Below are 25,760 nucleotides of genomic sequence, written 5' to 3' on the forward strand. Positions count from 1 at the left end.
ACCCGATGTATCTGCGCCACGGGACGTTCTCGTATCTGCCCGAACTCACCGACACCGAGATCGCCGCACAGGTGCGCTACGCGCTGCTCAACGGCTGGCCGGTCTCGATCGAATACACCGACGATCCGCACCCGCGCAACACCTACTGGGAGATGTGGGGGCTGCCGCTGTTCGACCTCGACGAACCCGACGGAGTGATGGCCGAGGTCAACGCCTGCCGCGCGACCTTCCCCCGCCACTACGTGCGGGTCAACGCCTACGACGCCACCTACACCAAACAGACCACGGCCCTGAGTTTCCTGGTGCAACGCCCCGCCGAGGAACCCGGTTTCGAACTGGTGCGCACCGAGGCCGCCGACCGCCGCCAGAACTACAGCGTGCGGTCCTACGCCACCGATCGTCCGCAGGGACACCGGTATGGCGGCTGAGGAATCCGCGGGCGGATTCCGGTTGGTGCGGCCGGGCGTCGGTGACGCCCGGCCGTCCCGGCCCCCGGCCCCCGAAGCGATCGCGACCGAGGAACCGCTGAGCGAGGACGCGCTGTTGGACCTGTCCCTCGACCTGGCCGGCCACGACGTCGCCGAAACACTGGCCGCGCTCGACGCCGAACTCATCGGGCTGGCGAATGTGAAGGAACGCGTCCGCGAGATCGCCGCGCTGCTCATGATCGACCGGGCCCGGCGCCGCTTCGGCCTGGAATCCTCGCGCCCGACCATGCACATGAGCTTCACCGGCGGCCCCGGCACCGGCAAGACCACCGTGGCCATGCGGATGGCGCAGATGCTGCACGCCCTGGGCTACATCCGCAAACCCAAGGTGCACACCGTCACCCGCGACGACCTGGTCGGCCAGTTCATCGGCCACACCGCACCCAAGACCAAGGAGGCCATCGCCAAGGCCGCGGGCGGGGTGCTGTTCATCGACGAGGCCTACTACCTGTTCCGGCCCGAGAACGAACGCGACTACGGGCAGGAGGTCATCGAGATCCTGCTGCAGGAGATGGAGAACGAACGCGCCAACCTGGTCGTCATCTTCGCCGGCTACCCCGACCGGATGGACCGGTTCTTCTCCGCCAACCCCGGCCTGTCCTCCCGGGTGGCCCACCACCTCGAATTCAGCGACTACACCCACGGCGAACTCCTCGGCATCGCCGAACTCATGGTCGCGGGGGAGAACTTCCGCTTCGACGCCGACGCGCACGCCGCCTTCGCCGAATACCTGACCGTGCGCATGACCAAGCCGCGCTTCTCCAACGCCCGCAGCGTGCGCAACGCCATCGACCGCTGCCGGTTGCGGCAGGCCAAACGGCTCGTCGAAGCGGCCCGGCCGCTGTCGAGAACCGACCTGATCACCCTGTGCGATCGCGACGTCTACGGCAGCAGCGTGTTCACCGACCTCGGCGAGGAGGTGATCCCCACGCCATGCCGGACGGACTGAAAACCCTCACCCGCTACACGATCGAGGAGGAACACCGCCATCCCGGCTCCTCCGGGGAGTTCTCCGCACTGGTCAATGTGGTGGCGACCGCGACGAAGATCATCGCCAACCAGGTGACCCGCGGCGCGATCATCGCCTCTGGGCGCGGCGGGGAGGCGGAGTCGGTCAGCGGGCGCCTCGATGTGCTGACCGACGACATCATGGTCGGGCAGACCCAATGGACCGGGCACCTGTCGGGGCTGCTGTCGGAACGGCGACCCAGCGCGTTGCCCATCCCGGCCACCGCACACCGCGGCAAGTACCTGCTGGCCTACGACGCGCTGGACGGATCGAGCAATATCGACGTCAACCTGCCCGTCGGCTCTATCTTCAGCATCCTGCGCGCCCCCCGCGACCTGCCCGACGGCGCGGGCGACCACGACTTCCTGCAACCCGGCCTACAGCAGGTGTGCGCCGGGTTCACCCTCTACGGGCCCGCGACCATGCTGGTGATCACCACCGGCAGCGGCGTCGACGGGTTCACCCTCGACCGCGAGATCGGCGCGTTCGTCCTGACCCACCCGCACATGCGCATCCCGCCCGACACCGCCGGATTCGCCATCAACGCCGCCAACGAACGCTTCTGGGAACGACCCGTGCGCCGCTACGTCCAGGAGTGTCTGCAGGGCCTCGACGGGCCACGCGGACGCGACTTCAACATGCGCTGGGTGGCCTCCCTGGTCGCCGACACCTTCCACATCCTGACCCGCGGCGGCGTCTACCTCTACCCCCGCGACACCCGAAACCCCGCCCGCCCCGGGCGGGTTTCGCTGCTGTACGGGGCCAACCCGATCGCGTTCATCGTCGAACAGGCCGGCGGGGCGGCCACCACCGGCCACGACCGCATGATGCTCGTGCCACCCACCGACGTCCATCAGCGGGTGCCGTTCATCTTCGGCTCCCGCAACGAAGTGCTGCGCATCGAGCGCTACCACAGCGAACCCGACGAAGGCCCCAGCTTCGACAGCTCACTGTTCGGCAGCCGGTCGCTGTTCCGGCCCGCCCGCCACGACCAGCGCACCTAGGAGGCAGCCATGTCGATCAAACATCCCGTCGTCGCGATCACCGGGTCCTCCGGGGCGGGCACCTCCAGCGTGACCCGCACCTTCGAGGAGATCTTCCGGCGCGAAGGGATCAACGCCGCCGTCGTGGAAGGCGATTCGTTCCACCGCTACGACCGCGCCGAGATGAAACTGGCGATGGCCGAAGCCGAACAGCAACGCAACACCACGTTCTCGCACTTCGGCGAAGACGCCAACCTGCTGCCCGAACTGGAAACCCTGTTCCGCGAATACGGCGAGACCGGCGTCGGCCAGGTCCGCCGATACCTGCACGACGACGAGGAAGCCAAACCCTACGGCCAGCCCGCGGGCACCTTCACCCCGTGGGAAGACCTCACCCCCGGCAGCGACCTGCTGTTCTACGAAGGCCTGCACGGTGCCGCGGCCACCGACACCGTCGACGTCGCCCGCTACACCGACCTGCTCGTCGGTGTCGTGCCGATCATCAACCTCGAATGGATCCAGAAGGTCTACCGGGACAAGACCCACCGCGGCTACTCCAGCGAAGCCGTCATCGACACCATCCTGCGACGCATGCCCGACTACGTGAAATACATCTGCCCGCAGTTCTCGCGCACCTACGTCAACTTCCAGCGGGTGCCCACGGTCGACACCTCCAACCCGTTCATCGCCCGCAGCATCCCCACCGCCGACGAGAGCTTCGTGGTGATCCGCTTCGCCGACCCCAAAGTGATCGACTTCCCGTATCTGCTGTCGATGCTGCACGACTCGTTCATGTCACGCACCAACTGCATCGTCGTGCCCGGCGGGAAGATGGAACTGGCCATGCAGCTCATCTTCACCCCGCTGATCCTGCGCCTGATGGACAAACGCCCCCAGCGACTGCTCTGATCAGGCCTCGTCCTGCTCGCGCTCGGCCTGCTGACGGCGCGCCTCACGCCGCTGCGCCTCGGCCCGCTCACGCAACCCGCGCAGGAACGCCTCGTCGTCATCGGGATTGGACGCCACCGCGCGACCGGGCCGGTCGTACTCGCTGTAGCGGGTGTTCGACACCGGCCGGGACTCGCCCACCGGACGGCCCGCGAACAGCCACAGCAGCGCACCCACGGTGGGGATCAACACCACCACGAGCAGCCACCCCAGCTTCGGGAGATGACGGATCCCCGCGTCGGGACTGGTGACGATGTCGACCAGGCAGTACACCCACAGGGCAAGGGTCAGAAAGCCGATGACGGCATAGTGCATCGCAGCATCATCGCATGCCGCCCCGCCGCGGGTTCAGTCCGGCAGCAACGGCACCGACAACCCCTCACCCGAGTTCAGCAGCGCCGCACGGGTGATCGCCGCCGAACCGAACCGGCGCCGCAGATCGTCCAGAGTGGCATCGAGGGTGTTCTCCGCGCGCGGAGCCAGCGGCAAGGTGAGCTGCATGGTGTCGGCGTCGTCGAGATTGGTCAGCGACAACCCGATCAGGGTGATACCGCGTTCGGCGATCAACGGGTGCGCCGCGTCCAGCAGCAGCCGGGCGGCGTGACGGATCGCCGCCGAGGAATCGGTGGCCTCGACCAGGGTGTGGGAGCGGGTGGCCCGGGAGAAGTCGTCGAAACGCAGCCGCAGGACCACCGTGCGGCACACGCGATCCGCGGCACGTAATCGCCGGCCCAGACGATCGGTGAGCCCGTCCAGGAACGCCGCGATCTCCTCCGGCTCCCGGGCGCGGCGACCCAGTGCCCGCTGCGCGCCGATCGAACGGCGCCGCTTGCCGGTCTCCACCCGGCGCGGGTCCCGCGCCCACGCCAGCGCGAACAGGTGCCGCGCCGCCGCGGGGCCCAGCAGCATCCGCAACTCCGCCTCGCCCGCGTGCGCGAGCTGCCCGACCCGGGTGATCCCCGCGGCATGCAGCTTCGCCGCCGTCACCACACCGACACCCCACAATCGCTGCACCGGCAGCGGATGCAGGAACTCGAGCTCGCGATCGGGCTCCACCACCCGCAACCCGTCGGGCTTGGCGACCGCGGAGGCCACCTTCGCCAGGAACTTGGTGCGCGCGATCCCGACCGAGATCGGCAACCCCACCTCTGTCCGGACCCGGGCGCGCAGGCGCTGCGCGATCTCGGCCGGCTCGCCGCTGATCCGCCGCAAACCACCCACATCCAGGAACGCCTCGTCGATCGAGATGCCCTCCACCACCGGGGTGGTGTCTGCGAACACCGCGAACACGGCCTTGCTCGCCTCGGCATAGGCCGACATCCGGGGCGGCACGATCACCGCCTGCGGACACAACCGCACCGCCTGCCCGGCATTCATCGGCGTGCGGACACCGAACGCCTTGGCCTCATAGCTCGCCGCCAACACCACCCCGCCACCCACCAGCACCGGCTTGCCCCGCAACCACGGCTGATCCCGCTGCTCCACCGAGGCGTAGAAGGAATCCAGATCGGCATGCAGGATCGACGCCTCGGCACGGGACCGGATACGCGGACGAGGAGCAACAGGGTCGGACACGAACATATGTTCGCATCGATGTCCGACAACTCCGGGCAACCGACATGTCGTAAACCCGGCACTACACGGTCATCCACTGTGACCTTTCCCCGAACTCACCCGCCACGCCGCACCGACGCGCCACACGCTCTAACGTCACCACCGCACACAGCACGGTTCGAAAGGTTGGCGGCGTGGTCGGTAGTACCCAGGAAAAGCTCGACGAACTCACCAAGATCCTGGAGATCGCCGCGGAACCCGCCGGAGAATCCGCGGTCGCCAAACGCGCCAAGAAGAACATCCCCAGCGTCCGCTCCCGCGTCACCACCCTGCTCGACCCCGGCACCTTCTTCGAAATCGGCGCCCTCGCCAGACAACCCGGCAAGAACGACGCCATGTACGGCGACGGCGTCGTCACCGGCCACGGGCTCATCGAAGGCCGCCCCGTCGTCGTCATCGCCCACGACCAGACCGTCTACGGCGGCTCCGTCGGCGAGATGTTCGGCCGCAAACTCACCAAAGCACTCCAGTTCGCCTTCGAAAAAGCCTGCCCCGTCGTCACCATCAACGACTCCGGCGGCGCCCGCATCCAGGACGCCGTCGCCTCCATCGCCTGGTTCGGGCACATGAGCCGCGTGCAGGCCAAACTCTCCGGCTACGTCCCGCAGGTCTCGATCATGCTCGGCAAATGCGCCGCGGGCGCGGTCTACGGACCCATCAACACCGACGTGCTCGTCGGCACCCAGAACGCCTACATGTTCGTCACCGGACCCGAAGTCATCAAAGCCGTCACCGGCGAAGACGTCAGCGCCGAAGACCTCGGCGGCGCCGAAGTGCAGGCCCGCCGCGGCGTCATCCACCACGTCACCGACACCGAACAGCAAGCCTTCGACTGGGCTCGCACCTACCTCGGCTACATGCCATCGAGCTGCCTGGAACAACCCCCACTGGTCAACCCCGGCCTCGAACCCGAGATCACCGCCAGCGACCGCGAACTCGACCGCATCATCCCCGATTCCGACCGCAGCGGCTACGACATGCACGAAATCCTGCTGCGCATCTTCGACGACGGCGAATTCCACGAGATCCGCGCCGCCTTCGCCCCCAACCTCATCACCGGATTCGCCCGCGTCGACGGCCGCACCGTCGGCGTCGTCGCCAACCAGCCACTCGTGCTCGGCGGCTCCATCGACGCCGCCTGCTCCGACAAATCCACCTACTTCATCCGGCTCTGCGACGCCTTCAACATCCCGCTCGTCTTCGTCGCCGACACCCCCGGCGTGCTGCCCGGCGTCGAGGAGGAGAACAACGGCGTCATCATCCGCGGCGGCCGCGTACCCCGCGCGATCATCGAAGCCACCGTGCCGATCATCAACCTCGTCGTCCGCAAATCCTATGGCGGCGCCTACGGCATGATGGCCTGCAAACAGCTCGGCGCCGACATCAGCTTCGCCTGGCCCACCGCCCGCATCGCCGTCATCGGCGCCGAGAGCGCCGTCGACCTCATCGGCAGGCGCCAGCTCATGGCTGTGCCCGAGGAACACCGCGCCGCCGCCCGCGACTTCATGATCAACCAGTACAACGAAACCGTCGCCACCCCCTGGGTCGCCGCCGAACGCGGCTACATCGACGCCGTCATCGAACCCTCCCGAACCCGCCTCGAGATCCGCCACGCCCTGCGCCTGCTGCGCGACAAACACCCCGTCTCCCAGGAGTTCAACCCGCGCAAACACAGCCTCTACTCGATGTGAGTACACCGCGACAGCCGGTAGGGTGAAACCGGCTGTCGCGGTGGCAGTCCGCCGGGAAACAGGGGAGTGGGTCGTGCTCGAGGTCGGCTGGGATCAGGTGTTCGCCTGGCGGATGAACAGGCAGTTCCTCACCACTCCCACCGACGCGGGACCGGTCGCGATCGCCGAACGACTCGCCGGACTCCAGGCGCAGGTCGCCTCCGCCGCGGAAACCGCTGCCGCCGTGCGCAGTAGCGAGCCCACACCCGAGGCCGTCGCCACCGCGCTCGCCACGGGCGACCTCGTCAAGACCTGGGCCATGCGCGGCACCCTGCACGCCATGACCCCCGAGCACGCCGCCGCCGCACTGGCGCTGATCGGGTCGGCACGCACCTGGGAGAAGCCGTCCTGGCAGAAGACCTTCGGCGCCACCCCCGAACAGGTCACCGCCCTCGTGCAGGTCGTCACCGACATCCTGGCCGACCAGGTGCTCACCCGCGACGAACTCGTCGACGCCGTCCTCGCCGAACCCGGATTCGCCCACCTCGGTGAGCAACTGCGCTCCGGCTGGGGCGCGGTCCTCAAACCCCTCGCCTGGCAGGGCGCCCTGTGCCACGGCCCCGCCCGCGGCACCAAGATCACCTTCACCGCCCCCGCCCACCAGATCCCCGGCTGGACCGGCGTACCCGACCCCGACACCGCCGCACCCACCCTCATCACCGCCTACCTCGGCGCCTACGGCCCGGCGAAACCGGAAACCTTCGACGCCTGGCTCAGCCGCAACAACCTCCGCAAGACCGTCGTGCGCCGCTGGTTCGCCGACCTCGGCGACACACTCACCGAAGTCGACATCGACGGCACCACCGGCTGGATCCTCACCGAACACGCCGACGAACTCGCCACCGCCACCCTCGACGGCGCCATCCACCTGCTCGGACCGTTCGACCAGTACGTGTTGGGCCCCGGCACCGGCGACACCACCATGCTGCCCGCCGAACACCGCGCCGAGGTCAGCCGCGCCGCCGGGTGGATCTCGCCCCTGGTCCTCGTCGACGGCCGGATCGCCGGAACCTGGGAACAAGCCGACGGCGAGATCGTCGTGTCGACCTTCGACTCACAGACGCTGCCGAAACGCGCGCTCGCCGCCGCCGTGGATCGACTGGCCGCAGCGAGCGGGACCCCCGGCCTCACCGCCCGTCTCGCCTGATCAGCCGCGCTGGAACTCCTCGACGCTGTGCGCGCCCGCACGCCGGCCCGAGAACACGCAATCCGCCAGCGACAACCCACTGACATAGCCGTTCGAGCAGATCCCGACCGCCGCGCGCCCAGCCGCGTACAGACCCGGGATGGTCCCGCCGGACTCGGCACGCACCGCACCGGTGTCCTCGTCGACGAGCACACCGCCCAGGGTGAGCATCGGCATGGGATAGGTGAGCCGGGCGGTGAACGAGATGTCCAGCAGCGTGAACGGGCCGGTGCGGATCGGCGTGCGCAGATCGTCCGGCTTGCCGAGCGGGTCGGGGGAGTCGCGCTCGATCGCGTGATTGTGCGCGTCGACCGTCGCACGAAGGCCGGCCGCGTCGACACCCGCGCGCCGGGCGACCTCCTCGACCGTTCCGCCCGAGACACTGCCGATCCGCAGCAAACGCTCGGTCTGCATGCGCTGGAACCACACCGACTGACCACCCAGCTGCGCGCGAGCCTGCGCGGCGAGCTCGGCGTCGACGAGCAGCCACGCGCGATGGCCCGGCGCCGCGGCGATCGCCGCACCCAGGGCCGCACCGTAGCGGGATTCGTCGATCATGCGCCTGCCGTCGGCGTCCACCGCGACGGCGCCGAAGAAGGCGCTCGGCGGGGCGATGAAACGCCAGGTCGACAGCGCGTCCATCTTGCCGCTCGCCGCCCCGGCATCCAGTGCCATGGTGATACCGCTGCCGTCGTCGGCGGCCGTGCCGAGGGGCAGACCCTGCGACCACGGATAGGCAGGGGAGTGCCGGGCGACCATCGCGCCGTTGGCGATGAACCCTCCGGTGGTGAGGACGACTCCCGAACGGGCCTTGATGCGCACCGGCACACCGTGCACGCGTTCGATCCGGTCCAGCAGCTTCTGCACCGCGGCACGCAGACCCTGGTGGTACACACCGGGTTTCGACGAGATCCGGGCCAGCGCGGCGAAACGGCGCCGCACCGAGGCGGGCGCGTTGTCGAGGGTGACCGCTTCGATCCCCGTCACCCGGCCGCCCTCGAGCACGAGCCGTGTCGTCCTGGTACCGGTGCGCACCCGGACACCGTGCGCCGCCGCCGATGACGCCAGCGGGCCGAACAGCGCCTTGCCCGAGACACCGCGACCGTGCGCGCGATGACCTCGCTGACGCGGCTTCGCGATCTCCCGGTATCCGCCGGAGTTCTCGCTGCCGGAGTAGTAGAGGTAGTAGTCGTCGGTGGGGTAGGAGGTCTTGTACGGGCACACCGACGCCTCGAACGGCACGCCGTGCTCGGTCAGCCAGTCGATCATCGCGGGGGACTGCTCACAGAACCGGCGCAGTGTCGCCGCGCTCACCGCGTCACCGACCTCGGCCTCCAGGTAGGCGATCATATTGTCGACATCGTCGTCGATCCCGGCCTCGCGCTGCACCCACGTTCCGCCACCCGCGTAGACGATCCCGCCGGACAACACGGTCGCCCCGCCGCCCAGATACCGGTCCACCGCGAGGACATCCGCCCCACCCTCACGCGCCGCCAGCGCCGCGCACACTCCCGCTCCGCCGTACCCGACCACCACGATATCGGCTTCATCGTCCCAGGCCCGCACACGTACCACCTTCCGCGCGGTAGCCCCGTTGCCACCGCGAACACAACTATAACGTGTTCTAGAAAATGGGCAGGGGAGTTGTCCGGTCGCCGACGCCGATGGCGTGACGGAAATCGGGAACCCGAAAGGTATGGAACAGCTACACACCGACGACGACCTCGCCGCGGCCTCCGTGCAACCGTTCCGGGCGCGCGCGACGGAAGCGGACCTCGACGATCTGCAGGCGCGATTAGCCGCGGCACGGCTGCCGGAAGCGGGGACCGTCCACCCCGCCGCACCCGGCCCGCGACGCTGGGACCAGGGCGTCCCGCTGGCCGACCTGGTCGATGTCGTCGACCAGGAACGACTCGGGGCAGTGCTGGATGCCGACAAGATCAGCATTACTTGACATAATGTGCATTATCGGCGTTTGAACCGGACCGGTCAGGTGGGGCTTTTCGGTGCGTTTCGTCGGCGTCCATAGTCATTCGGCGACCTGCACTCGCCCGAGCCCGAGCCGTTCGGCTGGCCGCTCCGAGGCTCGCACGTTCGGCGTCAGATGCATTGGTGTCCGATTCGTGCATCCAACTTTCAGGTCTTGCGGGCCCGGTTCGGCTGGATTTCGAGTCTTCGGTTCATTCATGATTGTTCGCGATGGATCGGGATACCGCGTGTAGAGCTGGGTATTGCGTGGGACTCCGGGTTCGAGCGGTTGCCGAAAACCCTTGGGGCCCACTCCCCTCCACTTCCCCACCCTCCGTCAATACGTCACTGTGACGTATTGACGGAGGGTGGCTGAGTGCAGGGATTCATGCGGTTCGGCTGTTCAGCCAGGTTCGGTAGCGGCGCAGGGCGAACTGCTGGAGGACGGTTTCCTTGACGAGGGCGAGCTTTGGGCTGATGCCGGGGCGCGGGCGGCGGTTGGTGCCGAGGCGGCGGAGTTGCTGGCGGATGCGGGCCATGCCCGCGGCGGAGGCCACGGCTTTGTCCTTGATGGTGACGGGGGTCAGTTCCACCTTGGCGGTGGCGTCCTGGTGCCAGCGGTTCGGGAGGTCGGGGTCGACGGCGAGGGCGCTGCCCATGCCGACGAGTTCGATTCCGCCGGCGAGGACTTCCTCGGCGACGGGGCGGCGGACGATGCCGCCGGTGAGCATCAGGGGCAGCGGGCTCTTCGCGGCGAGTTCCTCGGCGAGGGTGAGGAAGTAGGCCTCGCGGGCTCGGCTGCGCTCGTCGCCGGCTTGGCCGGTCATGGCAGGCGCCTCGTAGCTGCCGCCGGAGAGTTCGACGACATCGACGCCGAGCGGGGCGAGCAGGTCGATGACGTGGGCGGCGTCGTCGGCGTCGAAACCGCCGCGCTGGAAGTCGGCGGAGTTGAGTTTGACGGCGACGGTGAAGGTGGGGGCGACCGTTGCGCGGACGGCGCGGGTGATGTCGAGCAGTAGCCGGGCGCGGTTGTCGAGGCTGCCGCCCCAGCGGTCGGTGCGCTGGTTGGTCAGTGGCGAGAGGAACTGGGAGAGCAGGTAGCCGTGGGCGGCGTGGATCTCGACGCCGTCGAAGCCGGCTTCCTCGGCGCGGCGGGCGGTTTCGGCGAAGCGCTGGACGGTCTGGTCGATCTGTTCGGCGGTCATCGCGACCGGGTCGGCGAAGCGTTTGCTGTTCTTGCCGATATCGACCTTGACGGCAGAGGGGCCCCAGGCGACGCCGGGCATGTCGGCGCGGATCTGCCTGCCGGGGTGGTTGATCTGCATCCACACCTTCGCGCCACCGCTCTTGGCGGCCGCTGCCCACTGCCGGAAGGGTTCCATCGGTGACTGCGCGTCGAGGACGACGCCGCCGGGGCCGGTGAGCGCTTCGGCGTGGACCATGACGTTGCCGGTGACGATCAGACCGGCGCCGCCGCGGCTCCATGCCTCGTAGAGCCGGAACAGGGCCGCGCCGGGCAGTTGTCCGCGCACGGCCATGTTCTCCTCCATGGCCGCCTTGGCCAGCCTGTTCGGCAGGACCGATCCGTTCGGGAGGGTGAACGGGTCGAAGATCGGCGAGATCGTGGCGGGGACGGCGGATGGCATCGCGGCTCCTGTCTGCGGTATGTTTACGTTGCTCACATAAGCCTAGGAAGGGGTGTATACGGTGTCAACTTCACTGCGGAGTGGTTACCATCACGGCGACCTGCGAGCCTCGCTCCTGACGACGGCGATGCGCATGCTCGAAGCCGGGGAGCCGTTCTCGCTGCGCGCCGTCGCGCGCGAGGCGGGCGTCTCCCCCACTGCCCCGTACCGGCACTTCGCCGATCGTGACGCACTGGAGTCGGCCCTGGCCGCCCAAGGTCTGCGTGATCTGAAAGCGGATCTGCCCGAGGGGCGTCAGCTGCCGTCGGTTCCGGCGGATCTCGGCGATTTCGCGGTCGCCTATGTCGAATTCGCCCTCCGTCGGCCCGCGCTGTTCCGGTTGATGTTCGAGAACTCCTGCGACGAGGGCAGCGAGGAGCGGGTTCGGGCGGCCGCGGAGATCCACGATCTGCTGCGCGTCGGCATGGATCGCGTCTTTCCCGGGTCGGATGTCGAGGCCCTGGCTTCGGCGGAGTGGGGGCTGGCGCACGGGCTCGCGTCGTTGCATCTCGACGGGAAGCTCGTAGCGGAATCCGGCGACGACGTGGCCGATCATGTCCGGGCCGCGTTCGCCGCGATCATGTCGGTAGACGGCTAGCAGGGCCGCCGAAGCCCAGTGTTGACAGCGCTCACATGTAGGCCTAGCCTGTCTCATGTAAGCACCGTAAACACGGCAGGAGATGTTTCATGACGTCGACGTCCACACCATCGGTCACCGTCGATCTGGGTGGCCGCTCGGTCGAAGTCCCGAAGGGCGGCTTGTACGACCGGTACCGGATGGACCCCGATCTCGACGAGATCGCGCGCGACCCCTCCGTCAGCAGCGTCGACTTCTTCCGTCGGCTGCCGAAGGTGCGGGTCGACTCCCCCATCGGCCCGACCCTCACCCCGAACTTCTACTACCGGATCTCGACCACCCGGCTGACGATGCTCGCGCCCACACGCGCCATCCGCACCCGGCTGCCCGAGGACCTGGCCCCGCTCGAGCTGGTGCGCGGGGTGGGGCTGGTGTCGGTGATGTTCTTCCGCTACGACGTGTGCGACATCGACTTCTACACCGAGGCCGCCGTCGGCGTCGGGGTCCGGCCCGCCCGTCACGGGGCGCCCGGGTTCGTCGATCTGCTCTCCGGGCTGGGCAACGATCACCTGCATTCGTATGTGCTGTCGCTGCCGGTCAGCAGTGACATCGCGCAGGTGCGTGGGCACGACGGATACGGCTTCCCGAAGTGGGTGACCGAGATCGATGTCGACATCGACACCGACCGGGTCTCGGCGCGCGTGGCGAATGCCGACGGCGGGACCGATGTGGCGCTGTCGGCGCGCACGCCCCGCCAGAGCGCGCACCCCACGGGCGCGGAGGTCTCGAGCCTCACCTCCTACACCGAAATCGGTGGCGCCTGGCATTCCACGCTGAGCCAGACCAATGTCCTCTCGTCGGGCACCGCGCGGCTGCCCCGTGGCGTCGACCTGCAGCTCGGCACGGGACAGGTCTCCGATGACATCCGATCGCTGAAGCCGTTCAGGACGATCCAGTTCGATGTGATGACCGAGGGGCAGAACGCCCTGCACATGCCGGTCCCGATCGCGGTGCCGAACGGGGCACGCGCATGACCCGCATCGCCAATCCCCTGCCCGCGACGTTCATCTCCCCGCTCGTCGATCATCTGTCGGCGCTGGTCGCGGCGGCGCCGGACGCGGAGCGCACGATCACGAACGCCCCGTACACCGGTGAGCCGCTCGCCGCGCTGCCGGTCTCGACGCCCGCGGACGTGCAGGACGCTTTCGTGCGGGCCCGTCAGGCGCAGGCTCGCTGGGCGGCGGTGCCGGTGCGTGAGCGGGCCCGGATCCTGTTGCGTTTCCACGATCTCGTGCTCGAACGGCAGGACCAGGCGCTGGATCTGATGCAGGCCGAGAACGGCAAGACCCGCCGCGACGCGTTTCTCGAGGTCACCGATATCGCGATCACCGCACGCTATTACGCACGCAGTGCCGCGGGGCTGCTCGCGCCGAAGCGGCGCCGGGGTGCGATTCCGGTGCTGACGCACACGACCGAGTTGCGGCATCCGAAAGGTGTCGTGACGGTGATCTCGCCGTGGAACTATCCGTTGAGCATGGCTGCCGGTGATGCGATTCCGGCGTTGCTGGCGGGTAATGCGGTGGTGCAGAAGCCCGACACCCAGACGGCGCTGACCGCGCTGTGGGCGCTGGATCTGATGCGTGAGGCCGGGCTGCCCGCGGACGTGTGGCAGATGGTGGTCGGTCGCGGCAGTTCGATCGGTGACGCGCTGCTGGCGGGTGCGGACTATGTGATGTTCACCGGGTCCACGGCCAGTGGTCGTCTGATCGCCCGGGGTGCCGGGGAGCGGTTGATCGGGGCGAGCCTCGAACTCGGTGGCAAGAACGCGATGGTGGTGCTCGCCGACGCCGATGTGGCGAAGGCTGCCGAGGGGGCGGTGGCCGCGTGCTTCCCGTCGGCGGGCCAGTTGTGTGTGTCGATCGAGCGGTTGTATGTCGCCGAGGAGATCCGGGAGGAGTTCGTCGCGGCGTTCGTGGCACGTACGCAGCAGCTGAAATTGGGTGCGGCGTTCGATTTCTCCGCCGATGTGGGGTCGTTGACGACGGCGGCGCAGCTCGAGACGGTGACCACGCACATCGCCGACGCGGTGGACAAGGGTGCGACGGTGCTCGCGGGTGGTAAGGCGCGCCCGGATGTGGGGCCGTTGTTCCACGAGCCGACGATTCTGGCCGATGTCACGCCGGAGATGACGTTGTTCGCGCAGGAGACGTTCGGTCCGGTGGTGTCGGTCTATTCGTTCCGGACGGAGTCGGAGGCGATCGCGCTGGCCAATGCCACCTCCTATGGGCTCAATGCCAGTGTGTGGTCGCGCAGTGGGTCGCACGGGCGGGCGGTCGCGGCGCGGTTGCACGCGGGGACGGTCAATGTGAACGAGGCGTTCGCGGCCGCGTGGGGCAGCGTGGACGCACCGATGGGCGGGATGGGCGATTCGGGTCTGGGTCGCCGGCACGGCGCGGACGGGCTGCTCAAATACACCGAGGCGCAGACTGTCGCACACCAGCGGCTACAGGGTTTCACGCCGCCGAAGGGCATCGATCATCAGCAGTGGTCGCGGATTCTCACCGGCGCGTTGAAGACGTTGAAGGCGGTGGGTGCGCGATGACCACGCGGGTGCGGCGAGCGTCAGCGGTAGAGCGCGTCGATCTCGGCGGCGTATTTCTTCATGACCTCGGTGCGCCGCAGGGACTGTTTCGGGGTGAGTTCGCCGGTGGCTTCGGTCCATTCGTCGGGTAGCAGGCGGGTCTTCTTGATCGCTTCGGCGTGGGAGACCTTCGTGTTGGTGTGGGCGAGGGCGGCGTCGATCTCGGCGGTGAGGGCGGGGTTGTCGAGGAGGGTGGTGGTCGGGGTGTCGGCGGGCAGGTCGTGGTCTTCGGCCCAGTGCCTCAGCGCGTCGGGGTCGAGGGTGAGCAGGGCGGCGACGAACGGTTCGCCGTCACCGACGACCATCGCCTGGGCGATCAGCGGGTGTGCGCGCAGGGAGTCCTCGAGCAGGCCGGGGGCGACGTTCTTGCCGCCGGCGGTCACGATGATCTCCTTCTTGCGGCCGGTGATGGTGAGGTAGCCGTCGGCGTCGATGCGGGCGAGGTCGCCGGTTCTGAACCAGCCGTCGGTGAAGGCGTCGGCGGTGGCGTCGGGGTTGTTCCAGTAGCCGGTGAAGACGGCGGGGCCGCGCAGCAGCAGTTCGCCGTCGTCGGCGATGGCGACGGCGTGGCCGTCGGTGGGGCGGCCGACGGTGCCGATGCGGGTGTGGCCGGGTGTGTTGACGGTGACGGCGGCGGTGGTTTCGGTGAGTCCGTAGCCCTCCTGGATGGTGATGCCGATGCCGCGGAAGAAGTGGGCCAGGTCGGTGCCGAGGGGCCCGCCGCCGGAGACCGCGGCGGTGCATCGGCCGCCGAGGGCGGTGCGTAGCGTGCGGTAGACGAGCCGGTCGAACAGGGCGTGGCGGGCGCGCAGCAGCAGGCCGGGGCCGCCGGTGTCGAGTGCGGTGCTCCAGGCGATGGCGGTGTCGGCGGCAAGGTCGAAGATCCGGCCCTTGCCGCCGGCGTGGGCTTTCTGTTTCGCGCCGTGGAACACCTTCTCGAAGACGCGGGGCACGGCGAGGATGAAATGTGGCCGGTGGGCGCCGAATTGGTCGACGAGGGTGGACCAGTCGGAGCTGAAGGCGACGATGACCTTCGCGTCGAGGGCGGCGAGGGTGACCGCGCGGGCGAAGACGTGGGCCAGCGGCAGGAACATCAGGGTCTTGTTGCCCTCGGTGACGAAGTCTCCCAGGGCGATCCGGTCGGAGGCGGATTCACCGTAGAGGTTCGCGTGCGACAGCAGGACGCCTTTGGGGCGGCCGGTGGTGCCGGAGGTGTAGATGAGGGTGGCGGGGTCGTCGGCGCGGACCTGGGCGCGGCGGGTGTGCACGGTGTGGTCGTCGAGGTGGGCGCCGCGCGCGGTGAGGGTGGCGAGCAGGTCGTGGTCGATCTGGAGGGTTTCGCGCAGGGCGGGCAGCGTGGCGGGGTCGATCTGCTCGATGACGCGGCGGTGCCGGTCGCTGTCGACGATGAGCAGGCGGGTGGCGGAGTCGCGCAGGATCCAGTGGGCTTGTTCGGCGGCGGAGCTGTCGTAGATGGCGACGGTGCAGGCGCCGCAGGCCCAGATGGCGTGGTCGAGGACGACCCATTCGTAGCGAGTGGGCGCCATGATGGCGATGCGGTCGCCGGGGTCGATGCCGGTGGCGAGCAGGCCCTTGGCGACGGCGGTGACGGTCGCGGCGAATTCGGCGGCGGTGACCTCGCGCAGGCTGCCGTGGTCGTCGGTGAGGTGGAACAGCACGGTGTCCGGGGTGTTCTCGGCGTGGCGGAACACGCTGTCGGAGTTGTTGGCGTGTTCGGGGATGGTGTAGGTGGCGGGGGTTTGGAACTCGGGCATCAGTGGCCTTCCGCGGGTCGGGTCGGTTGCGGTCCGGTGCCGAGGCGGTGCAGGCCGCGCAGGTCGTAGGTGTGGGTGGCGGCGGCGCCGAGGATCAGGCCGATGGCGAGTCCGGCCAGGGTCATGCCGAGGCCGCGGCCCAGGCCCGCTTCGAGGTGTCCGTCGAAGAACAGGATGGCGCGCACGGCCAGGTAGATCTGGTGCATGGGTTCGAAGGCGGCCATGTCGGCGATCCAGCGTGGGGTGGCTTCGAGCGGGATGGTGCCCGAGGAGGACGGGATGCCCAGGACGACGAACACGATGAGGTTGATCATCAGGCCCGCGGTGCCGAAGGCGGCCATCACCGACAGTCCGGTGACGGCGATGGCGGTGATGGCCAGGGTGCCGTAGAGGAACAGCAGCAGCGGCCGTTCGAGTGACATGTCCAGTGCGGCACCGATTCCGAGGAAGACCGCGGAGGCGATGGGGGCGCTGAGGGCGGCGATGCCCCATTTGACGAGCAGGGTGTGCCAGCGGCTGATGGGGGCGCGGGTGGTGGGTTTGTGCCAGGGGCCGTATTCGGCGGGGACGAAGCCGAGGGAGGCGTCGACGAGGGAGTTGATCATCATGGCGCCGCTGAAGCCGACGATGAGCAGGACCAGGGTGTAGAAGAAGGCGGCCAGGCCCTGTCCGGTGCCTTCGGGCAGGGGGTGGTAGGCGGTGACGACGATGTCGATCGGGGTGGCGAGCTGGCGTTGCGCGGCGCCGCTGAGCGGGGTGTCGCCGAGGGCGGCGCGGACCTGGCCGGCGAGCTGGGTGCCGACGGTGGCGTTGACCTGGGTCATGGCCTGGTCGGCGACGGTCTGCATGATCTGGGCGGCGAGGGTGCCGGCGCGGGGGTTGGTCAGCACGGAGATGATCGGTTGTTCGATGTCGCCGGGGACAATGGAGGCGGCGGCGAGGATGGCGACGCGTTTGGTGAAGTCGCCGGGGATGACGATGGCGCCGTAGACCTCGCCGTTCTGCAGTTGCCGCTGGGCTTCGTTGATGCCGAGGGTGTGCAGGTCGATCTTGTCGGCGGGGACGGCGTCGGTGAGGGCGGTGGTGATCTGGTCGCCGAGGTGGGTGGGTTCGCCCGCGACGGTGTCGCCGACGTCCTGGTTGACCAGGGCGATCGGGAAGTCGTGCAGGTGTTTTTCGGGGTCGGTGGTGTAGCCGAGGTACATGGTGCCCAGCAGAGCCGCGAGCACGGTGACCAGGGTGATCGGGGCCAGCCATTCGCGCAGCGGCATGGTGCGCTGTCGGCGGGGTGGCTGCGGGTGTGCGGGGGCGTTCGTCATGGCATCGGACAATGTAGTCATCGACTACAAAGTAGTCAATGACTACATATGGGGTGGTCGGATATCCTGCTCTCACCATGGCCCTGCACACCCCGTACCACCACGGAGACCTCCGCGCCGCGCTGCTCGAGCGCGCCGAGTCGACCCTGCGCGAGGCCGGCGTGGACGGCCTGTCGCTACGGCAGCTCGCCCGCGACACCGGCGTCAGCCATGCGGCGCCGAGCCGTCACTTCCGCGACAAGCAGGCCCTGCTCGACGCGCTCGCCGTCACCGGATTGCACCGTCTGGCCGCCTGTTTCGAGCAGGCCGCCACCGACGGCCCGATCACGACCCGCCTGCGCACCCTCGCCCACGCATATCTGCGTTTCGCCGTCGACAATCCCGAACTGCTGCCCCTGATGTTCGCGCGCAGACACACCTCCCCCGAGATCCAGCAGGCCGCCGACCGCGCCTTCGCCATCCCCGTCACCCTCATCGCCGAAGGCCAGGCCGCCGGGGAGATCGTCGCGGGCGACCCGAACCGTCTCGGCATCACCGCGCTGGCCGCCCTGCAGGGCCTGGCCACCTTCATCGGTTCGGGCTACACCACCGACTACGACTCCGCCCAGCTCCTCGACGATCTCGTCACCCACCTCACCTCGGGCCTGCTGCCCCGCCCGTGACGGTCACGGGGCCGGGACGAGAGTGACGGGCCGGTGGGCGTGATGGATCACGCGCGCCGCGACCGACTCGCCCATCAGGCGTTCCAGCAGCGACATCACGCCGTGGCGGGGCGCGCCCAGGACGATCATCTCCACCTCGGCGGTGTCGGCGATCGAGAGCAGCAGCTGGGTGGGATCGCCCGGCGCGCTGTGAAAGGTCCAGTTGCCGGGCAGGGCGGCCAGCCGGGCGCAGGCCCGGTCGCGTTCGGCCGTGACGGTGGCCTGCACGCGGTCCTCGAAATCGGGACCGTCGGGGTCTATCGGCAGGTCGTCGATGTCGATCGCGTGGACGACGTGGACGTGCGCGTCGAGGCGGCGGCCCAGGTCGATGGCGTAGGCGAGTGCGGCCTGACCGGCCGGGTGCCGGTCGACGCCGACGAGCAGGTGGGTGGCCGGCGGTGTCGCGGTGCGGGGGCCGTCGACGCGGATCGGGTCGGTGTGCACGTGTCCTCCTCTACAGTCGCGCCAGCAGCAGCCCGAGCACGGCGGCGCAGACGGTCGTGACCAGGGTGCCCAGGGCGTTGGCGGTGGCCGCCCGGTAGCGGCCGCGTTGCAGCAGCCGGACGGTTTCGACGCTGGCGGTGCTGAATGTGGTGTAGCCGCCACAGAATCCGGTTCCGGCGATGAGGGTGAGGCTGGCGGGTGCCTGCTGGAACAGGACCAGCCCGGTCAGGAACCCGAGCAGCAGCGACCCGGAGACGTTGACGATCACTGTCGCCCACGGGAATTCGGTGGCGCGCCGCGCCCGGATGGCGCCGTCGAGGACGAACCGGCACACCGCGCCCGCGCTGCCCGCGAGGGTGACCCACAGCAGCGTCATCGGGCATCGACCTCCGGGCGCACGATCGCGGCGGCGGCGATCCCGACGATGGTGGCGAGTATCCCGGCGAACACACTGGCCAGGCCGTAGCCGAGGGCGATCGTGGGCCGGTCGTCGCGCACGAGCAGCGTCGTCTCGACGGCGAGGGTGCTGTAGGTGGTGAAGGAACCGAGCACCCCGGTGCCCAGGCACAACCGCAAGCGCTGCCGGATTCCGGTGTCGGGGCCCAGCCGGGTCAAAGCCTCGAGCAGTAGTCCGAGCGCGAATGCCCCGGTGACGTTGATGACGAAGGTGGTCATCGGCCAGGTTCCGGCGGTGTGCGGGAACCAGACACCGAGCTGGTAGCGGATCGGGGTGCCGACGAGCCCGCCGAGGGCCACGGCCGCGATGGCCGAGAGGCGGGTGTGCAGGGGGGCGGCGGGACGGGCCACGGACAGACTCCTTCCATCATGGAAAAAGGAGCCATCAGCCTCGGGTGAGGCGGTTCAGACATCTGGGGATGTCTCGGCGGAGATCCATCGCCGCATCCGAGCATAGCGCACGGCCCCGGCTCTATCGTGTTCTGATGCGCGCGCAACCGATCGACCGCCCTGCCGATCTCGACCTGGTCCGTGAGTCCTACGACCGGGTTTCCGACAACTATGTGGAGATGGTGATCTCGACCGGGATCGGCGATATCCGCTGTCATCCGTGGCTCAAGGCGTCCATCGACGCTTTCGCCGACACGGTCGGCACGCGCGGGCCGGTGCTCGATGTGGGGTGCGGGCCGGGCACGGTGACCGGCTATCTCGCCGAACGCGGACTCGATGTCTCCGGGGTCGACCTGTCCCCCGGCATGATCGCCCACGCACGCCGCCTGTATCCGCAGTGCCGTTTCGACGTCGCCTCGGCCACCGAGCTGGAGCTGGAGGCGCAATCGCTGGGCGGGGTGCTCGGCTGGTGGTCGCTGTTCAACCTGCCCCGGGAGGTACTGCCCCAGGTGCTCGCCTCCTTCACCCGGGCGTTGCGCCCGGGTGGCCAGTTCATCACCGCCACGCATGTCGGCGACGGCGATGTGGCGCGCATCGAAGCCTATGGTGGTGTGCCCGTGCGATGGACGACCCACCGTTGGCAGCCCGAGCAGCTCGTGGAGCTGATCGAGCAGGCGGGTTTGCACCCGGTGGCCGAGCTGCGGTTGCCCGCCGACGAACACGTCGGGCCGGGCGTGGTGGTCATGGCCGAACGTCGCTCCTGACGGGTGCCTCGTCGCCGGTGTCCAGGCCGGTCAGCAGGCGCAGTCCGTCGGCGGCCGCGGTGTCCGGGGCCGCCGAGAGCACGATCAGTTCCAGGCCCGAGTCGTCGGGGAAGGCGAAGTTCTCCTGGTGGAGTTCGAGCAGCCCGACCAGCGGGTGACGGTAGTTCTTGCGGCCATGGGTGCGGGCGCTGACGTCGGCGCGGGCCCACAGTCGGCGGAATCGGTCGCTGCCCATGGCGAGTTCGCCGATGAGCGAGGCCAGGCGTGGGTCGTCGGGGTATTTGCCCGCCGCCAGGCGCAGGTGTCCGACGGCGTCGAGGGTGCAGGTCTCCCAGTCGGCGTAGAGGCCGCGGTCGGATTCCTCGAGGAACAGGTGACGCGCGGTGTTGAGGCCGGGAATGGGCCTGCCGTAGAGCAGGCGGGCGGGACGGTTGGCGGCGAGCACGTCGAGGCGGTGGTTCATGATCAGGGCGGGCGCGTCGACGACCAGGTCGAGTACGCGCAGCAGTTCGGGACGCAGTCGCGCGGTGGGGGTCTTCGTGGGTCGGCGGGGTTGGCGGGCCAGTCGGTGCAGGTGGTCGCGTTCGGTGTCGTCGAGTTCGAGGACCCGGGCCAGCGCGTCGAGGACCTGGTCGGAGGGCTGGGTGGCGCGGCCCTGCTCGAGGCGCACGTAGTAGTCGACACTGACCCCCGACAGGTGGGCCACTTCTTCGCGGCGCAACCCGCTGACGCGGCGGCGGGCATCGACGGGGATGCCGGTGGTGGCCGGGTCGACGCGGGAGCGCCGGGTGCGCAGAAAGCCGGCGAGATCGTCCATGTCGTCCAGTATGGCCACGAACGCGCCGGGGAGGGTGGTCCTGCTGTTCCCAGGAAGTGTGGTCCCTGAACAACCGGTGGCGCGGCGTCGAGGATCGAGGGCACCTGATCCGAAGGAGTTGTGATGAAGACGTTGATCGTGCACGCCCACCCCGAACCGGCCTCGCTGAACGGTTCGCTCACCGCCACGGCGGTCTCAGCCCTGACCGCGGCCGGGCACGAGGTGCGCGTCAGCGACCTGTACGCGATGAACTGGAAAGCGGTGGTCGACGCCGGTGACTTCGGGCCGGACGCGTCGAATCCGCTGCGGGTGGTGTCGGATTCGGGCCGGGCGTTCGACGCGGGCACCCTGACCGAGGATGTGCGGGCCGAGCAGGACAAGCTGCGGTGGGCCGAGCTGGTCGTGTTCCAGTTCCCGCTGTGGTGGTACACGATGCCCGCGATCCTCAAGGGCTGGGTGGACCGGGTGTTCACCGCGCATTTCGCCTACGGCGTCGGCGAACACAGCGACACCCGCTACGGCGAACGCTACGGGGAGGGCACGCTGGCGGGCCGCAAGGCGCTGCTGTCGGTGACGGTCGGCGGCCCGGCAGAGCATTACGGGCCGCGCGGGATCAACGGCCCGATCGAGGATCTGCTGTTCCCGATCCAGCACGGCATCCTCTACTACCCGGGTATCGAGTCGCTGCCGCCGTTCGTCACCTACGGCGCCGACCGGATGACCGACTCCCGTCACGCCGAGGTTCTCGCGGCGTGGCGCGAGCGGCTGCGCACCGTGGACTCCACCGAGCCGATCGCGTTCCGGCGGCAGAACTTCGGCGACTACGAGATCCCGTCACTGCGGCTCAAAGCGGGCCTCGAGCCGGTGGGCCGCACCGGTTTCGGGCTGCACGTGCGCGGGTGAGCGAGGCTGGTGTCCTCCCCCGGCAGGCGGAGGACACCAGCGTGTTCAGGCGCCGACGTAGTCGGCCAGGTGCTGGCCGGTGAGGGTGGAGCGGGCGGCGACCAGCTCGGCGGGGGTGCCCTCGAAGACGATGCTGCCGCCGTCGTGGCCCGCGCCGGGACCCAGGTCGATGATCCAGTCGGCGTGGGCCATCACGGCCTGGTGGTGTTCGACGACGATCACGGACTTGCCCGCGTCGACGAGCCGGTCCAGCAGGCCCAGCAGTTGTTCGACATCGGCCAGGTGCAGGCCGGTGGTGGGTTCGTCGAGGATGTAGGTGCCGCCCTTGTCGGACATGTGGGTGGCCAGCTTCAGGCGCTGACGTTCACCGCCGGACAGGGTGGTCAGCGGCTGGCCGATCGTCAGATAGCCCAGCCCGACCTCGGTGAGGTGGGTGAGGATCTTGTGCGCGGCCGGGGTGCGGGCCTCGCCCTCGCCGAAGTATTCGCGGGCCTCGTCGACGGGCATGGCGAGGACTTCGCTGATGTTCTTGCCCGCGAATCTCAGTTCGAGTACCTCGGCCTGGAACCGCTTGCCCTCACACACTTCACACACCGTGGAGACTCCGGCCATCATGGCCAGGTCGGTGTAGACGACGCCCGCGCCGTTGCAGTTCGGGCACGCGCCTTCGGAATTGGCGCTGAACAGGGCCGGTTTGGCGCCGGTGGCCTTGGCGAAGGCCTTGCGGATGTGGTCGAGCAGGCCGGTGTAGGTGGCCGGGTTGCTGCGCCGCGATCCCTTGATGGGGGCCTGGTCGATGGAGATGACACCCTCGTCGAGCGGGATGGAACCGTGCACCAGCGAGCTCTTGCCCGAACCGGCGACACCGGTGACCGCGACGAGCACCCCGAGCGGGATGTCGACGTCGACCTCGCGCAGGTTGTTGGCGACGGCGCCACGGATCTTCAACGCGCCGTCGGGTGTGCGCACACTGTCCTTGACCGCGGCCCGGTCGTCGAAGTGGCGGCCGGTGACGGTGCCGCTGGCGCGCAGCCCGTCGACGGTGCCCTCGAAGCAGATGGTGCCGCCCTTGGAGCCCGCGGCGGGACCGATGTCGACGATGTGGTCGGCGATGGCGATGGTCTCGGGTTTGTGCTCGACCACCAGCACCGTGTTGCCCTTGTCGCGCAGCCGCAGCAGCAGCTCGTTCATGCGCTGGATGTCGTGCGGGTGCAGGCCCGCGGTGGGTTCGTCGAAGACGTAGGTGACATCGGTGAGTGAGGACCCCAGGTGCCGGATCATCTTGACGCGCTGGGCTTCACCGCCGGACAGGGTGCCCGAGGGCCGCGACAGCGACAGGTAGCCCAGGCCGATCTCGACGAACGAGTCCAGGGTCTGGCGCAACGATTCCAGCAGCGGCGCCACCGACGGGTCCTCGACGCCCTTGACCCATTCGGCCAGGTCGGTGATCTGCATGGCGCACGCGTCGGCGATGCTGATCCCGTCGATCTTGGACGAGCGGGCCTCGGCGCTGAGCCGGGTGCCGTCGCAGTCGGGGCAGGTGCCGAAGGTGACCGCGCGTTCGACGAAGGCCCGCACATGCGGCTGCAGGGCTTCGACGTCCTTGGACAGCATGGATTTGCGGATCTTGGGGATCAGGCCCTCGTAGGTGAGGTTGATGCCGTCGACCTTGATCTTGGTCGGTTCCTTGTAGAGCAGGTCGGCGAGCTGTTTTTTGGTGTACTTCTTGATCGGTTTCGCCGGGTCGAAGAAGCCGCTGCCCTTGTAGATCCGGCCCATCCAGCCGTCCATGCTGTAGCCGGGGATGGTGAACGGGCCCTCGTCGAGGGACTTGTTCTCGTCGTAGAGCTGGGTGAGGTCGATGTCGTTGACGGTGCCCTTGCCCTCACAGGTGGGACACATGCCACCGGTGACCGAGAAGCTGCGCCGCTCCTTCACGGTGACGCCGTGTTTCTCCACCGCGACCGCGCCGGAGCCGCTGATGGAGGCCACATTGAACGAGAACGCCTGCGACGAGCCGATGTGCGGGTCACCGAGGCGGCTGAACAGGATGCGCAGCATGGCGTTGGCGTCGGTGACGGTGCCGACCGTGGAGCGCGGGTCGGCACCCAGGCGGGACTGGTCGACGAGGATGGCGGTGGTGAGCCCGTCGAGGACATCGACATCGGGGCGGGCCTGACTCGGCATGAAACCCTGCACGAACGCGCTGTAGGTCTCGTTGATCAGCCGCTGCGATTCCGCGGCGATGGTGCCGAAGACCAGCGAGCTCTTGCCCGACCCGGACACGCCGGTGAACACGGTGAGCCTGCGCTTGGGGATCTCGACGCTGATGTCGCGCAGATTGTTCACGCGGGCGCCGTGCACCCGGATCAGGTCGTGGCTGTCGGCGGGCTCCACGGTGGCGGTGGTGCCGGATTTCCTGGCCGTGCTCATGGGTCTCCCTCGGGATGGTCGGCGTCGCCGCTCGATCGTATCGACAGGGTCTGACCTATCCGAGCTGCTGAATACGGATCAGGTTGCCCGCGGGATCGCGGAAGGCGCAGTCGCGGATGCCGTAGGGCTGGTCGGTGGGTTCCTGCACGACGTCGATGTCGCCTGCCTGCAGTTTCTCGAACAGGCCGTCGAGGTCGTCGGTGGCGAGGTTGACCCCGGCGTAGGTGCCTTTGGCCATCATCTCGGCGATGACGCGGCGTTCGTCGTCGGTGATGCCGGGGTCGGCGGCGGGTGGGGTCAGCACGATCGAGGTGTCGGGCTGGCCTGCGGGGCCGACGGTGATCCAGCGCAGGCCGTTGTAGCCGACATCGTTGCGGACCTCGAAGCCGAGCTTGTCGCGATAGAAGGCCAGGGCGGCGTCGGCGTCGTCGTGGGGCAGGTAGCTCTGGTGGATGGTGATGGTCATGTCGACCACGCTAGTGATCGGTCGATGCGGGTGCTTCTCGATTCCTGATCGGTCTGGTCACCTTCTTGACCACGCACGATGGCATGCCCTCGGTGGCGGCGGCCTGCTGTTTGTAGACACTGGGCGGCACGCCGACGAGTTCGGTGAACCGGGTGCTGAAGGTGCCCAGCGACGACGAACCGACCTCGAAACACACCTCGGTGACACTCAGATCGCCGCGCCGCAGCAGCGCCATCGCGCGCTCGATACGGCGGGTCATCAGATACGAGTACGGCGATTCACCGTAGGCGGCACGGAAACGGCGGCTCAGATGCCCGGCGGACATGTGCACGCCGCGAGCGAGCGCCTCCACGTCGAGCGGCCGGGCGTATTCGCGGTCGATCCGGTCACGCACACGACGCAGCAGAGCGAGTTCGCGCAGGTGCGGGGCACGCTCGGGCATGCTGGTCACCTGCACGATCGT

General features: G+C 68.8%; 25 protein-coding genes, 1 pseudogene and 1 riboswitch. Of the genes and pseudogenes, 13 read left to right on the forward strand and 13 right to left on the reverse strand.

Going from position 1 to position 25,760, the window contains the following annotated elements; all coding sequences use genetic code 11:
• The first annotated feature begins 5 nt into the window (after window positions 1–5).
• The 4 genes from ACFC06_RS03555 to ACFC06_RS03570 are packed head-to-tail and all read left to right on the forward strand — an operon-like array spanning window position 6 to window position 3,389.
• Window positions 6–428: a ribulose bisphosphate carboxylase small subunit gene (locus ACFC06_RS03555; protein ID WP_375927465.1), complete on the forward strand. Its 423-nt coding sequence runs from the start codon at window positions 6–8 to the stop codon at window positions 426–428.
• Window positions 418–1,437: an AAA family ATPase gene (locus ACFC06_RS03560; RefSeq protein WP_375927467.1), complete on the forward strand. Its 1,020-nt coding sequence runs from the start codon at window positions 418–420 to the stop codon at window positions 1,435–1,437. The genes ACFC06_RS03555 and ACFC06_RS03560 overlap by 11 nt, the downstream gene beginning before the upstream one ends.
• The gene (locus tag ACFC06_RS03565; RefSeq protein ID WP_375927469.1) at window positions 1,422–2,501 is read left to right on the forward strand and encodes a class 1 fructose-bisphosphatase; all 1,080 of its coding nucleotides are present in this window, start codon (window positions 1,422–1,424) and stop codon (window positions 2,499–2,501) included. Before ACFC06_RS03560 ends, ACFC06_RS03565 begins: the two co-directional genes overlap by 16 nt.
• Window positions 2,502–2,510: 9 nt before the next feature.
• Entirely contained in the window at window positions 2,511–3,389 is an 879-nt protein-coding gene (locus ACFC06_RS03570; RefSeq protein ID WP_375927471.1) for a phosphoribulokinase, read from the forward strand.
• Here ACFC06_RS03570 and ACFC06_RS03575 read toward each other — a convergent pair whose 3' ends face one another.
• Both ACFC06_RS03575 and dinB read right to left on the reverse strand, forming a co-directional pair.
• A complete protein-coding gene (locus ACFC06_RS03575) occupies window positions 3,390–3,743 on the reverse strand; it encodes a PLD nuclease N-terminal domain-containing protein (RefSeq protein WP_375927473.1) in 354 nt (117 codons plus the stop codon). It abuts the gene before it with no gap.
• A gap of 33 nt (window positions 3,744–3,776) precedes the next feature.
• Window positions 3,777–5,009 (reverse strand): DNA polymerase IV, encoded by a 1,233-nt coding sequence (dinB, locus tag ACFC06_RS03580; RefSeq protein ID WP_375927475.1) that lies wholly within the window; start codon window positions 5,007–5,009, stop codon window positions 3,777–3,779.
• A gap of 167 nt (window positions 5,010–5,176) precedes the next feature.
• On the opposite strand from dinB, the gene ACFC06_RS03585 reads away from it, so the two are divergent.
• Both ACFC06_RS03585 and ACFC06_RS03590 read left to right on the forward strand, forming a co-directional pair.
• The gene (locus ACFC06_RS03585; RefSeq protein WP_375927477.1) at window positions 5,177–6,733 is read left to right on the forward strand and encodes an acyl-CoA carboxylase subunit beta; all 1,557 of its coding nucleotides are present in this window, start codon (window positions 5,177–5,179) and stop codon (window positions 6,731–6,733) included.
• Window positions 6,734–6,806: 73 nt separating this feature from the next.
• Complete coding sequence (locus ACFC06_RS03590; protein ID WP_375927479.1) at window positions 6,807–7,919, forward strand: winged helix DNA-binding domain-containing protein; 1,113 nt, start codon at window positions 6,807–6,809, stop codon at window positions 7,917–7,919.
• Here ACFC06_RS03590 and ACFC06_RS03595 read toward each other — a convergent pair whose 3' ends face one another.
• The gene (locus ACFC06_RS03595) at window positions 7,920–9,524 is read right to left on the reverse strand and encodes an FAD-binding protein (RefSeq protein ID WP_375927481.1); all 1,605 of its coding nucleotides are present in this window, start codon (window positions 9,522–9,524) and stop codon (window positions 7,920–7,922) included. It abuts the gene before it with no gap.
• Window positions 9,525–9,654: 130 nt separating this feature from the next.
• On the opposite strand from ACFC06_RS03595, the pseudogene ACFC06_RS03600 reads away from it, so the two are divergent.
• Window positions 9,655–9,876, forward strand: a pseudogene (locus tag ACFC06_RS03600) (epoxide hydrolase N-terminal domain-containing protein); the annotation flags it as partial.
• A gap of 436 nt (window positions 9,877–10,312) precedes the next feature.
• On the opposite strand, the gene ACFC06_RS03605 reads toward ACFC06_RS03600, so the two are convergent.
• Window positions 10,313–11,572, reverse strand: coding sequence for an NADH:flavin oxidoreductase/NADH oxidase family protein (locus ACFC06_RS03605; protein WP_375927482.1), 1,260 nt, complete (start codon window positions 11,570–11,572; stop codon window positions 10,313–10,315).
• A gap of 61 nt (window positions 11,573–11,633) precedes the next feature.
• Between ACFC06_RS03605 and ACFC06_RS03610 the strand changes: the two genes are divergently transcribed.
• From ACFC06_RS03610 to ACFC06_RS03620, 3 genes are all read left to right on the forward strand, one after another.
• The gene (locus ACFC06_RS03610) at window positions 11,634–12,209 is read left to right on the forward strand and encodes a TetR/AcrR family transcriptional regulator (protein ID WP_375927484.1); all 576 of its coding nucleotides are present in this window, start codon (window positions 11,634–11,636) and stop codon (window positions 12,207–12,209) included.
• Window positions 12,210–12,298: 89 nt separating this feature from the next.
• Entirely contained in the window at window positions 12,299–13,222 is a 924-nt protein-coding gene (locus tag ACFC06_RS03615) for an acetoacetate decarboxylase family protein (RefSeq protein WP_375927486.1), read from the forward strand.
• On the forward strand, window positions 13,219–14,790 hold the full coding sequence (locus ACFC06_RS03620) for a succinic semialdehyde dehydrogenase (RefSeq protein WP_375927488.1): 1,572 nt from the start codon (window positions 13,219–13,221) through the stop codon (window positions 14,788–14,790). The genes ACFC06_RS03615 and ACFC06_RS03620 overlap by 4 nt, the downstream gene beginning before the upstream one ends.
• Before the next feature lie 20 nt (window positions 14,791–14,810).
• Here ACFC06_RS03620 and ACFC06_RS03625 read toward each other — a convergent pair whose 3' ends face one another.
• Both ACFC06_RS03625 and ACFC06_RS03630 read right to left on the reverse strand, forming a co-directional pair.
• Window positions 14,811–16,604, reverse strand: coding sequence for an AMP-dependent synthetase/ligase (locus ACFC06_RS03625; protein ID WP_375927490.1), 1,794 nt, complete (start codon window positions 16,602–16,604; stop codon window positions 14,811–14,813).
• Window positions 16,604–17,944, reverse strand: coding sequence for a DUF3533 domain-containing protein (locus ACFC06_RS03630; RefSeq protein WP_375927491.1), 1,341 nt, complete (start codon window positions 17,942–17,944; stop codon window positions 16,604–16,606). Before ACFC06_RS03630 ends, ACFC06_RS03625 begins: the two co-directional genes overlap by 1 nt.
• Before the next feature lie 17 nt (window positions 17,945–17,961).
• Here ACFC06_RS03630 and ACFC06_RS03635 point away from each other — a divergent pair, with 17 nt between their 5' ends.
• On the forward strand, window positions 17,962–18,585 hold the full coding sequence (locus ACFC06_RS03635; RefSeq protein WP_375927493.1) for a TetR/AcrR family transcriptional regulator: 624 nt from the start codon (window positions 17,962–17,964) through the stop codon (window positions 18,583–18,585).
• 3 nt (window positions 18,586–18,588) lie between these two features.
• Here the strand turns inward: ACFC06_RS03635 and ACFC06_RS03640 are convergent, their stop codons facing one another.
• Genes ACFC06_RS03640 through ACFC06_RS03650 form a run of 3 tightly spaced genes read right to left on the reverse strand, consistent with a single transcriptional unit; the run spans window position 18,589 to window position 19,875 of the window.
• On the reverse strand, window positions 18,589–19,068 hold the full coding sequence (locus tag ACFC06_RS03640; protein ID WP_375927495.1) for a universal stress protein: 480 nt from the start codon (window positions 19,066–19,068) through the stop codon (window positions 18,589–18,591).
• 10 nt (window positions 19,069–19,078) lie between these two features.
• Entirely contained in the window at window positions 19,079–19,444 is a 366-nt protein-coding gene (gene crcB, locus ACFC06_RS03645; protein WP_375927497.1) for a fluoride efflux transporter CrcB, read from the reverse strand.
• Window positions 19,441–19,875 carry a fluoride efflux transporter FluC gene (locus tag ACFC06_RS03650; protein ID WP_375927499.1) on the reverse strand — a complete coding sequence of 145 codons (435 nt, stop codon included), beginning with the start codon at window positions 19,873–19,875 and terminating at the stop codon, window positions 19,441–19,443. Before ACFC06_RS03650 ends, crcB begins: the two co-directional genes overlap by 4 nt.
• 18 nt (window positions 19,876–19,893) lie before the next feature.
• A riboswitch (Fluoride riboswitch) is annotated at window positions 19,894–19,976 on the reverse strand.
• A gap of 33 nt (window positions 19,977–20,009) precedes the next feature.
• On the opposite strand from ACFC06_RS03650, the gene ACFC06_RS03655 reads away from it, so the two are divergent.
• The gene (locus ACFC06_RS03655; protein WP_375927500.1) at window positions 20,010–20,678 is read left to right on the forward strand and encodes a class I SAM-dependent methyltransferase; all 669 of its coding nucleotides are present in this window, start codon (window positions 20,010–20,012) and stop codon (window positions 20,676–20,678) included.
• Here the strand turns inward: ACFC06_RS03655 and ACFC06_RS03660 are convergent.
• A complete protein-coding gene (locus tag ACFC06_RS03660; protein ID WP_375927502.1) occupies window positions 20,656–21,495 on the reverse strand; it encodes a helix-turn-helix transcriptional regulator in 840 nt (279 codons plus the stop codon). The genes ACFC06_RS03655 and ACFC06_RS03660 overlap by 23 nt on opposite strands.
• A gap of 123 nt (window positions 21,496–21,618) precedes the next feature.
• Between ACFC06_RS03660 and ACFC06_RS03665 the strand changes: the two genes are divergently transcribed.
• Window positions 21,619–22,398 carry an NAD(P)H-dependent oxidoreductase gene (locus tag ACFC06_RS03665; protein ID WP_375927504.1) on the forward strand — a complete coding sequence of 260 codons (780 nt, stop codon included), beginning with the start codon at window positions 21,619–21,621 and terminating at the stop codon, window positions 22,396–22,398.
• Between the two features lie 45 nt (window positions 22,399–22,443).
• Here the strand turns inward: ACFC06_RS03665 and ACFC06_RS03670 are convergent, their stop codons facing one another.
• From ACFC06_RS03670 to ACFC06_RS03680, 3 genes are read right to left on the reverse strand one after another with little or no spacing between them, the layout of a single operon-like run.
• Window positions 22,444–24,831: an ATP-binding cassette domain-containing protein gene (locus tag ACFC06_RS03670; RefSeq protein WP_375927506.1), complete on the reverse strand. Its 2,388-nt coding sequence runs from the start codon at window positions 24,829–24,831 to the stop codon at window positions 22,444–22,446.
• A 55-nt stretch (window positions 24,832–24,886) separates the two neighbouring features.
• The gene (locus ACFC06_RS03675) at window positions 24,887–25,297 is read right to left on the reverse strand and encodes a VOC family protein (protein ID WP_375927507.1); all 411 of its coding nucleotides are present in this window, start codon (window positions 25,295–25,297) and stop codon (window positions 24,887–24,889) included.
• 10 nt (window positions 25,298–25,307) lie between these two features.
• Entirely contained in the window at window positions 25,308–25,739 is a 432-nt protein-coding gene (locus tag ACFC06_RS03680) for a helix-turn-helix transcriptional regulator (RefSeq protein WP_375935181.1), read from the reverse strand.
• Between the last annotated feature and the right edge of the window lie 21 nt (window positions 25,740–25,760).

Source organism: Nocardia sp. NPDC056064 (assembly GCF_042266925.1).
GTDB lineage: Bacteria > Actinomycetota > Actinomycetes > Mycobacteriales > Mycobacteriaceae > Nocardia.

Coding starts and splice junctions, on each gene's coding strand:
- ACFC06_RS03565 (WP_375927469.1), top strand. CDS start 1,422: ATGCCGGACGGACTGAAAACCCTCACCCGCTACACGATCGAGGAGGAA.
- crcB (WP_375927497.1), bottom strand. CDS start 19,444: ATGACGCTGCTGTGGGTCACCCTCGCGGGCAGCGCGGGCGCGGTGTGC.
- ACFC06_RS03570 (WP_375927471.1), top strand. CDS start 2,511: ATGTCGATCAAACATCCCGTCGTCGCGATCACCGGGTCCTCCGGGGCG.
- ACFC06_RS03560 (WP_375927467.1), top strand. CDS start 418: ATGGCGGCTGAGGAATCCGCGGGCGGATTCCGGTTGGTGCGGCCGGGC.
- ACFC06_RS03635 (WP_375927493.1), top strand. CDS start 17,962: ATGACTACATATGGGGTGGTCGGATATCCTGCTCTCACCATGGCCCTG.
- ACFC06_RS03680 (WP_375935181.1), bottom strand. CDS start 25,739: ATGCCCGAGCGTGCCCCGCACCTGCGCGAACTCGCTCTGCTGCGTCGT.
- ACFC06_RS03670 (WP_375927506.1), bottom strand. CDS start 24,831: ATGAGCACGGCCAGGAAATCCGGCACCACCGCCACCGTGGAGCCCGCC.
- ACFC06_RS03575 (WP_375927473.1), bottom strand. CDS start 3,743: ATGCACTATGCCGTCATCGGCTTTCTGACCCTTGCCCTGTGGGTGTAC.
- dinB (WP_375927475.1), bottom strand. CDS start 5,009: ATGTTCGTGTCCGACCCTGTTGCTCCTCGTCCGCGTATCCGGTCCCGT.
- ACFC06_RS03630 (WP_375927491.1), bottom strand. CDS start 17,944: ATGACTACATTGTCCGATGCCATGACGAACGCCCCCGCACACCCGCAG.
- ACFC06_RS03555 (WP_375927465.1), top strand. CDS start 6: ATGTATCTGCGCCACGGGACGTTCTCGTATCTGCCCGAACTCACCGAC.
- ACFC06_RS03660 (WP_375927502.1), bottom strand. CDS start 21,495: ATGGACGATCTCGCCGGCTTTCTGCGCACCCGGCGCTCCCGCGTCGAC.
- ACFC06_RS03605 (WP_375927482.1), bottom strand. CDS start 11,572: ATGCCATCCGCCGTCCCCGCCACGATCTCGCCGATCTTCGACCCGTTC.
- ACFC06_RS03655 (WP_375927500.1), top strand. CDS start 20,010: ATGCGCGCGCAACCGATCGACCGCCCTGCCGATCTCGACCTGGTCCGT.
- ACFC06_RS03665 (WP_375927504.1), top strand. CDS start 21,619: ATGAAGACGTTGATCGTGCACGCCCACCCCGAACCGGCCTCGCTGAAC.
- ACFC06_RS03620 (WP_375927488.1), top strand. CDS start 13,219: ATGACCCGCATCGCCAATCCCCTGCCCGCGACGTTCATCTCCCCGCTC.
- ACFC06_RS03615 (WP_375927486.1), top strand. CDS start 12,299: ATGACGTCGACGTCCACACCATCGGTCACCGTCGATCTGGGTGGCCGC.
- ACFC06_RS03675 (WP_375927507.1), bottom strand. CDS start 25,297: ATGACCATCACCATCCACCAGAGCTACCTGCCCCACGACGACGCCGAC.
- ACFC06_RS03625 (WP_375927490.1), bottom strand. CDS start 16,604: ATGCCCGAGTTCCAAACCCCCGCCACCTACACCATCCCCGAACACGCC.